This is a genomic window from Endothiovibrio diazotrophicus, assembly GCF_054657215.1.
Window position 1 is genome coordinate 1 of the sequence record NZ_BAAHXB010000173.1, and the last position, 7,968, is coordinate 7,968.

The window sequence follows — 7,968 nt, forward strand, 5'->3', positions numbered from 1 at the left end:
GGCCGCTCCTACATTCGAGGAATGTCGCAACCGTCGGCTCGGACATAGCCCTTTCTTCCCGTACCCGACCCATGGCCCAACCCAACCCCAGCCCGAACGTCCTCGAACCCTGGCGCGACCCCGCCTCCCGCCCCTTCGTCCGCATCGAGGAGGTGACCAAGGTGTTCGGCAACACCTACGCGGTCGATGCGGTCAGCCTCGACATCTACCAGGGCGAGTTCTTCTGCCTGCTCGGCGGCTCCGGCTGCGGCAAGAGCACCCTGCTGCGCATGCTCGCCGGGCTGGAACAGCCCACCTCCGGACGCATCCTGATCGACGGCGTCGACATGACCCGGGTGCCGCCGTTCGAGCGGCCGGTGAACATGATGTTCCAGTCCTACGCGCTGTTCCCCCACATGAGCGTGGAACAGAACATCGCCTTCGGCCTGCGCCAGATGAAGCTGCCCAAGGCGGAGATCCGCGAGCGGGTGGCCGGCCTGCTCGATCTGGTGAAGATGGGCGCGCTCGCCAAACGCAAGCCGGACCAGCTCTCCGGCGGCCAGCGCCAGCGGGTGGCGCTGGCCCGCTCGCTCGCCCGCGAGCCGAAGCTGCTGCTGCTCGACGAGCCGCTGGCGGCGCTCGACAAGAAGCTGCGCGAGCACACCCAGTTCGAGCTGGTCAACATCCAGGACCGCATCGGTACCACCTTCGTCATGGTCACCCACGACCAGGAGGAGGCGATGACCGTCTCCTGCCGTATCGCGGTGATGGACGAGGGGCGTATCGAGCAGGTCGGCACCCCGGCCAACGTCTACGAATACCCGGCCAGCCGCTTCGTCGCCGACTTCATCGGCTCGGTCAACCTGATCGAGGGCCGGGTGGTGGAGCAGCTGGGCGAGCGGCTGCGCATCCACGCCACCGACTGCGGCTGCGAACTGCTGATGGACCACCCCACCCCGCTGCCCGAGGGGACCCCGGTGACGGTGGCGCTGCGCCCGGAGAAGGTGACGGTCCGCGAGAGCCCGCCGGCCGCACCCGGCGCCAACCGGGTGAGCGGCATCGTCACCGAGCAGGCCTACCTGGGCGACGTCTCGATCTACCATGTGCGGCTGGAGAGCGGGCTGGTGATGCAGGTGCAGCTGACCAACCTGACCCGGCTGGCCGAGCCGCCGCTCACCTGGGACCAGCGCGTCCACCTCTCCTGGGAGCCGGCCAGCGGCATGGTCTTCCCGGCATGAACCCGCTCACGCGGCTCGGCGACCGACTCACCGGCGACCACGGCCGCCGGCTGGTGATCGCGCTGCCCTACCTGTGGCTCGCGCTCTTCTTCCTGGTCCCCTTCGTCATCGTGCTGAAGATCAGCTTCGCCGAGGTGGTGCTCGGACGCCCCCCCTACTCGCCGCTGGTCGAGTACCTGGAGGACGGCTACCTGCTGATCAAGCTCCATCTGGGCAACTACGCCCGGCTGTGGCAGGACCCGCTCTATCTGGTCGCCTACCTCAACTCGGTGAAGGTGGCCGCCGTCTCCACCGCGGTCTGCCTGCTCCTCGGCTACCCGATGGCCTACGCCATCGCGCGCAGCAGCGGGCGGCGGCGGGTGGTGCTGCTGATGCTGGTGATCCTCCCCTTCTGGACCAGCTTCCTGATCCGCGTCTATGCCTGGATCGGCATCCTCAAGCAGAACGGCCTGCTCAACCAACTGCTGCTGTGGCTTGGCGTCATCGACCAGCCGCTGGCGCTGCTGCACAGCGATTTCGCGGTCTACCTGGGGATCGTCTACTCCTACCTGCCGTTCATGGTGCTGCCGCTCTACGCCACGCTGTCGAAGATGGACCTCACCCTGCTGGAGGCGGCGGAGGACCTCGGCTGCCGGCCGTGGAAGGCGTTCCTCACCATCACCCTGCCACTCTCCCTGCCGGGGATCATCGCCGGCGCCATGCTGGTGTTCATCCCCGCGGTGGGCGAGTTCGTCATCCCCGATCTGCTCGGCGGGCCCGACTCGCTGATGATCGGCAAGGTGCTGTGGACCGAGTTCTTCAACAACCGCGACTGGCCCGCCGCCAGCGCGGTGGCGGTGGTGATGCTGCTCCTGCTGGTGCTGCCGCTGGGGCTCTTCCAGCACGCCCGGGACCGCGCCGAGGCGCGCCGCGAGGGGCGTCCGTGAAGCTCCGCCCACGCCTCTCGCTGGCCGCGCTGGCCTTCGGCTACGCCTTCCTCTACGTGCCGATCGGGCTGCTGATCCTCTACTCGTTCAACGCCTCGCGGCTGGTCACGGTGTGGGGCGGCTTCTCCACCCGCTGGTACGGCGCCCTGCTGGAGAACCAGCAGATCCTCGCGGCGGCCTGGCTCAGCCTCAAGGTGGCGACGATGAACGCCACCGCCGCGGTGGTGCTCGGCACCCTGGCCGCGCTCGCCCTGACCCGCTTCCGCCGCTTCCGCGGCCGCGGGCTCTTCTCCGCCATGGTCAGCGCGCCGCTGGTGATGCCCGACGTGATCCTCGGGCTCGCCTCGCTGCTGCTGTTCGTCGCCCTGGACCACCTGCTCGGCTGGCCCCACGGGCGCGGCATCACCACCATCACGCTCGCCCACATCACCTTCAGCGCCGCCTACGCCACGGTGGTGATCCAGTCGCGCCTCTCCCAGCTCGATCTCTCCCTGGAGGAGGCGGCGATGGACCTCGGGGCGCGGCCGTGGAAGGTCTTCGTGCTGATCACCCTGCCGATCATCACCCCGGCGCTGCTCGCCGCCTGGCTGCTCGCCTTCACCCTGTCGCTCGACGACCTGGTGATCGCCAGCTTCGTCTCCGGGCCCGGCGCCACCACCCTGCCCATGGTGATCTACTCCAGCGTGCGCCTCGGGGTGAGCCCACAGATCAACGCATTGGCGACGCTGGTGGTATTGGCGGTGACGCTGGCGATCGTCGTCGCCGGCTGGCTGGTGCAGCGGCGCGAGGCGCGACGCAAACGGCAGGCACCATAGGGCGCCCCGCGGGCGCCACGGCGGTGGGAGAAGGCTGCGGCCGGGAAGATCGGCCGCATCGGGTGGTGCGGAGTACCCGGATAGGCCTGCGGCGTGCACAGCACGCCCTATAGGGCGCCCCGTGGGCGCCGTAGCGGTGGGAGAGGCTGCAGCCGGGAAGGTCGGCCGTATCGGGTGATACGGAGTACCCGGACAGGCCTGGTGCAGCGGCGCGAGGCGCGGCTGAAACGGCGGGCGGAGTAGTACTCCCGAAGAGACGGGTTTCCCGAACGGTAGGAGCGGCCCCGGGCCGCGATGGTGCGGAGCGCCATGCTAAAAGACACCTGTGGAGGTCAGCGGAAACGGCGCCATCGCGGCCTGAGGGCCGCTCCTACAGGGGAGCGGTGGTGCCGCTGAGGGCGTCAAGGTTGCGGTGTGAGCGAAGCACCGCCCCGGATTTTCCGCCCCGCCGCCCTACTCCTCGGCCAGATGCAGCGCCACCGACCCCGAATAGGGCGTCGCCAGATGACGCAGCCGCTCCTTCAGCGCCTCGTCGAGGTCGATGAAACAGGCCGCCACGCGGAACGGGATCAGATCCCCGGTGGGGTCGCAACGGATCGTCCGCGCCACCAGTTCCACCTCCTCCTCCCCCGCCTCGGGGGCGAGCCGCGGCACGCGCAGGAGGACCTGGAAGTGCTGTCCCGCCGAGTAGCCCCGCTCACTCAGGAAACCGATCCCGCTGGCCGAGAGGTCCAGCCCGTAGGCGGTGATCTCGCCATGCTCCGGGCTGCTCAGGCGCACCCGCGCCGTCAGCTCGCCCCGCACCTCCAGTCGTTGATTCACCCGCCCATCCCCCTGTCGTTGTCGAGCTCCCTCTTTACCACTCCCGGCGCGGTGGCTCAAGCGGAGGTGTCCGCCGCTCAGGGTCAAAAAAAATTTCCCGAAGTTGAATCCGGATCCCCCGGGGCTGCGTCTATAGCTACGAACACGGTGACCGCCAGCGGCGCCGTGAGTGACGAAGAAGCACTGCCTATCCATCATCAAGGAGCAATCCAATGAACCACTCCAGCAAGACCCCCGCCCTCCTCCTCGGCACCGCCCTGACCCTCGGTCTCGGCGCCGGCACCGCGGCGGCCGACGCCAACCCCTTCACCCTCACCGACCTGGGCGCCGGCTACATGGTCGCCGCCGAGGGCTCCTGCGGCTCCAGCGCCAAGCCGGCCGCCGCCGAGGGCGCCTGCGGCGCCAACAAGGCGGAGGAGACCTCCACCCGCACCGCCGAGAAGTCCGGTGAGGGCAAGTGCGGATCGACCGAGGAACCGATGGCCTCGCCGAAGACCGGCGAAGGCAAGTGCGGCAACAAGGGGTAGGGAAGATGGGCCGCGCCCCCAACGCCGGCGACGCCGGCCTCCACGGCGCCGGCCTCGGCCTGCGGCGGGTCCTGCTGGACCCGCTGGAGGCGCGGCCCGACGCCCCCCTCGACTTCCTCGAAGTCGCCCCGGAGAACTGGCTCCAGGTGGGCGGCGCCCTCGGCCGCCACTTCCGCCGCTTCAGCGAACGCTACCCGGTGGTCTGCCACGGCCTCTCCCTCAACCTCGGCGGGCGCGACCCGCTGGACCGGGAGTTCCTCGGCAACCTCAAAAAGTTCATGGCCGACCACGACGTGCCGGTCTACAGCGAGCACCTCAGCTACTGCGGCGACGGCGGCCACCTCTACGACCTGATGCCGATCCCCTTCACCGAGGAGGCGGTCCGCTACGTGGCCGGCCGCGTCCGCCAGGTGCAGGAGATCCTCGAACGGCCGCTGGCGGTGGAGAACATCTCCTACTACGCCATGCCGGGACCGGCGATGAGCGAGGCGGAGTTCGTCACCGCCGTGCTCGAGGAGGCGGACTGCGAGCTGCTGCTCGATGTAAACAATATCTTCGTCAACGCCTTCAACCATGGCTACGACCCGCTCGCCTTCCTCGACGCGATGCCCGCCGAGCGGCTGCGCTACCTGCACATCGCCGGCCACTACCGGGAGTCGCCGGAGCTGATCATCGACACCCACGGCGCCGGCATCGTGGCCGACGTCTGGGACCTGCTGGAGGAGGCCTACCGCCGCTTCGGCGTGGTGCCGACGCTGCTCGAACGGGACTTCAACATCCCGCCCTTGGGTGAGCTGCTGGCCGAGGTCGAGACCATTCACACGCTACAGGAGAAGTGGCATGAGCCACCCCAACGCCGTTGCGCCTGACGACGCGACCGTCCCCTTCCAGCGCATCCAGCAGCGCTTCGCCGGCACCATCCGCGACCCCGCGGTGGCCGGCCCCGAGGACATCCCGGCGGCGCGCATGGCGGTCTACCGGGAACTCTTCTTCAACAACCTCTCCAGCCTGCTGGCCACCAGCTTCCCGGTGCTGCGAGCGATCAGCGAAGATGAGGCGTGGGACCGCCGGGTGCGCGACTTCATCCGCGACCACCGCAGCCACACCCCGCTCTTCCCCCGGATAGCGCGGGAGTTCCTCGACTACCTGGAGGAGGAGCGCGGCGAGCGTCCCGAGGACCCGCCGTTCCTGCGCGAGCTGGCCCACTATGAGTGGATCGAGGTGGAGCTGGGGCTGAGCGAGGAGGAGATTCCGCCGGCCGGCGAGGCGACCGATCTGCTGGAGCAGGCCCCGCGACTCTCGCCGCTCCACCGGCTGCTCGGCTACCGCTTCCCGGTGCACCGCATCGGCCCCAAGTTCATCCCCGAAGCGGCCGGCGAGACCCCCACCTGGCTGGTGGTCTACCGCGACCGGGCGGACCGGGTCGGCTTCCTGGAGGCCAATCCGGTGACCGCGCGATTGATCCAGTCGATGGCCGAACGCCCGGAGGCCACCGGCCGGCAGCTGCTGGAGGAAATCGCCGCGGAACTGGGCCACCCCAACCCGCAAGCGGTGATCGAGGGAGGCCGCGCGATCCTCGCAGAGCTGCGCCGCCGCGACATCCTCATCTGACTCCCCCCTGTAGGAGCGGCCCCCAGGCCGCGAAGGCGCCCTCTCCGCCACCTCCGCCACTGACCGGAAGGCACGGCACTCCGCACCATCCCGGAGGCGCTGGATCGACGCGCGAGGCGAGCCCTTCTCCCCAAAAACTCTGGTTACGACGCCCCGCCCCCCCCTCTGGTTACGACGCTCCGCGTCGTAACCGGCGACCTTGGACGCTCTGCGTCCTGTTCCAGGCAGGGCGGTTCCAACCATCATCGCGCCGACGCGGAGCGTCCGAAAAAACGCCGCAACCAACGTGAACGCCGCGGTTACCACGCAGAGCGTGGTAACCAGAGCAACCATCACCCCGCCACCGGACAACCGAAGCGGTCCGCCCGCACCCCGCGGGGCGTACCCGGACAGCGGTCGCGATAATCCGGGGTACCATCGCCGTCGGAGGAACGCGGGCAGCCCTGCCCGGTCACCCCCTTGGCGATCGACTCCGCGCTATCCCCGGGGCAGAAGTCCCGATAATCGGGCACCCCGTCGTGGTCCCCGTCCAGCGCACACCCCTCGGCGTCCGTCGCCACCGCCCGCGGCTCCACGGAGAGCCGCTCGGGATTGACGCTCCCGGCGTAGCGGAAATGGGGATCGACCCGCTTGACCTGAGCCGTCCCCGGACAGCGATCCAGCGCATCGTCGACCCCGTCATGATCGGCATCCGCCGCCACCGCCGAACCCATCACCAACAAAAGACCGGCAAAAATCGCACTCTTCACCAACGTCCCCTCCATCCCGAAAGCGAAGGGAGGGCCGCAGCCCTCCCCCTCACATACTGATTTTTTCGCCAGAAAAAATCAGCGCCCGAGGATCGCGTCCACCTCGGCCTGGCTCAGGTACTGGGCGACGTAATTGCCCTCGCCGATCACCGCCTCGATCGCGCCGACGTAGGCGCGCAGGTGGCTCTCGGAACCGGCCACCAGATTCGAGTAGACGTTCTGCAGCGGCGCCTCGTCGGTGTATTCGAGGCCGCAGTCGGTGATGCCGTTGTTGGTGGTGACGATCACCTCCGGGCAGAGCACGATGTCGTGCATGTCCAGCTCCTCGATGAAGGCACCGACGTAGAGCGCATCCAGCTCGGAGTTGGCGCCGGCACCGGTCAGGTAGGCGTACTTCTGGTCGAAGTACCAGCCCCACTCCGCGCCGGTGAAGACGCCGGGGGTGTCATCGGTGCTGGGATCGGCGATCCCGTACTGGGCCAGCTTGCTGGCGACGGTATCGGTGTGGTTCTGCTCGGAGGGGACGATGTTCTGGAAGGTCGGTGCGGCGGGCCAGGCGCCGGCGAGGGCGATATAGACATCCCGCGCCAACTTCTCCTCCTCACGCATGAAGACCAGGTGGGACTCCTCCGCCGCGTCGAGGGCACCGCCGCCACCGCCACCGCCGCCACCGGCGGCCAGGGCACCGCCGGCGGCGGCAAAGGAGAGGGCGGTGAGCAGCAGGGTCTGTTCCATCATTCGCATTCGATTGTTCCTTCTGTGGTGGTTGTCGATCGATGTCGTTGAACACGACAGGGACGGCACCCTCCAACCGGAGGAACGGGCCTCGATATTCCCTTGGCCCGGCGCTACATCCCTGTCCTGGAACGTTTTTTAGCCATAACCGGGGATGCGGAAAATTGGTAGATATACGCGTCTTTGACCTGGAAATTGAGAATTCGGTTATTTTCTCCCCTACCGATATTCGCCTAAGCCCCTGTAAAAACAGGGCAATACCCGATCTATTTGGACGGGATATGAGTTAGGTACATTCCCCAAGAAAAAAATTCCTCATCCTGATGGATCCGGTGCCCCGCTCCCTCCCGATGCCTCCCCTCCCCCCTCCCTGGTGACGACGCTCCGCGTCGTCACCAGCCACCTTGGACGCTCTGCGTCCTTCTGAGCCTGGCGGCTTTCCGTAACGACCGAGCCGACGCGGAGCGTCCGGGGGAGACGCCGCAGCCAACCGACCTGCCGCGGTCACCACGCAGAGCGTGGTAACCAGGGAAGCCCGACCAACCGTCTGCATATTCCCTCCCCCC

At 68.2% G+C, this 7,968-nt stretch carries 9 protein-coding genes; 6 read left to right on the plus strand and 3 right to left on the minus strand.

All coding sequences use genetic code 11. The features are described 5' to 3' along the window. The first annotated feature begins 71 nt into the window (after positions 1–71). Genes ACYQ2W_RS24540 through ACYQ2W_RS24550 form a run of 3 tightly spaced genes read left to right on the plus strand, consistent with a single transcriptional unit; the run spans position 72 to position 2,958 of the window. Entirely contained in the window at positions 72–1,217 is a 1,146-nt protein-coding gene (locus ACYQ2W_RS24540; RefSeq protein WP_459873348.1) for an ABC transporter ATP-binding protein, read from the plus strand. Beyond that, positions 1,214–2,143, plus strand: coding sequence for an ABC transporter permease subunit (locus ACYQ2W_RS24545; protein WP_459873350.1), 930 nt, complete (start codon positions 1,214–1,216; stop codon positions 2,141–2,143). Before ACYQ2W_RS24540 ends, ACYQ2W_RS24545 begins: the two co-directional genes overlap by 4 nt. Then, entirely contained in the window at positions 2,140–2,958 is an 819-nt protein-coding gene (locus ACYQ2W_RS24550) for an ABC transporter permease subunit (protein WP_459873352.1), read from the plus strand. The genes ACYQ2W_RS24545 and ACYQ2W_RS24550 overlap by 4 nt, the downstream gene beginning before the upstream one ends. A gap of 453 nt (positions 2,959–3,411) precedes the next feature. Here the strand turns inward: ACYQ2W_RS24550 and ACYQ2W_RS24555 are convergent, their stop codons facing one another. Then, positions 3,412–3,780, minus strand: a complete 369-nt coding sequence (locus ACYQ2W_RS24555) for a PilZ domain-containing protein (RefSeq protein ID WP_459873354.1) — start codon at positions 3,778–3,780, stop codon at positions 3,412–3,414. A gap of 212 nt (positions 3,781–3,992) precedes the next feature. Here ACYQ2W_RS24555 and ACYQ2W_RS24560 point away from each other — a divergent pair, with 212 nt between their 5' ends. Genes ACYQ2W_RS24560 through ACYQ2W_RS24570 form a run of 3 tightly spaced genes read left to right on the plus strand, consistent with a single transcriptional unit; the run spans position 3,993 to position 5,918 of the window. Continuing rightward, positions 3,993–4,307: an HvfA family oxazolone/thioamide-modified RiPP metallophore gene (locus ACYQ2W_RS24560; protein ID WP_459873356.1), complete on the plus strand. Its 315-nt coding sequence runs from the start codon at positions 3,993–3,995 to the stop codon at positions 4,305–4,307. Positions 4,308–4,312: 5 nt separating this feature from the next. Further along, a complete protein-coding gene (locus ACYQ2W_RS24565) occupies positions 4,313–5,176 on the plus strand; it encodes an HvfB family MNIO-type RiPP peptide maturase (protein ID WP_459873358.1) in 864 nt (287 codons plus the stop codon). Beyond that, a complete protein-coding gene (locus ACYQ2W_RS24570) occupies positions 5,148–5,918 on the plus strand; it encodes an HvfC family RiPP maturation protein (protein WP_459873360.1) in 771 nt (256 codons plus the stop codon). The genes ACYQ2W_RS24565 and ACYQ2W_RS24570 overlap by 29 nt, the downstream gene beginning before the upstream one ends. Before the next feature lie 332 nt (positions 5,919–6,250). On the opposite strand, the gene ACYQ2W_RS24575 is transcribed toward ACYQ2W_RS24570, so the two are convergent. Both ACYQ2W_RS24575 and ACYQ2W_RS24580 read right to left on the minus strand, forming a co-directional pair. Further along, positions 6,251–6,667, minus strand: coding sequence for a thrombospondin type 3 repeat-containing protein (locus ACYQ2W_RS24575; RefSeq protein WP_459873362.1), 417 nt, complete (start codon positions 6,665–6,667; stop codon positions 6,251–6,253). A gap of 78 nt (positions 6,668–6,745) precedes the next feature. Continuing rightward, complete coding sequence (locus tag ACYQ2W_RS24580) at positions 6,746–7,411, minus strand: DUF2202 domain-containing protein (protein WP_459873364.1); 666 nt, start codon at positions 7,409–7,411, stop codon at positions 6,746–6,748. Positions 7,412–7,968 lie beyond the last annotated feature (557 nt).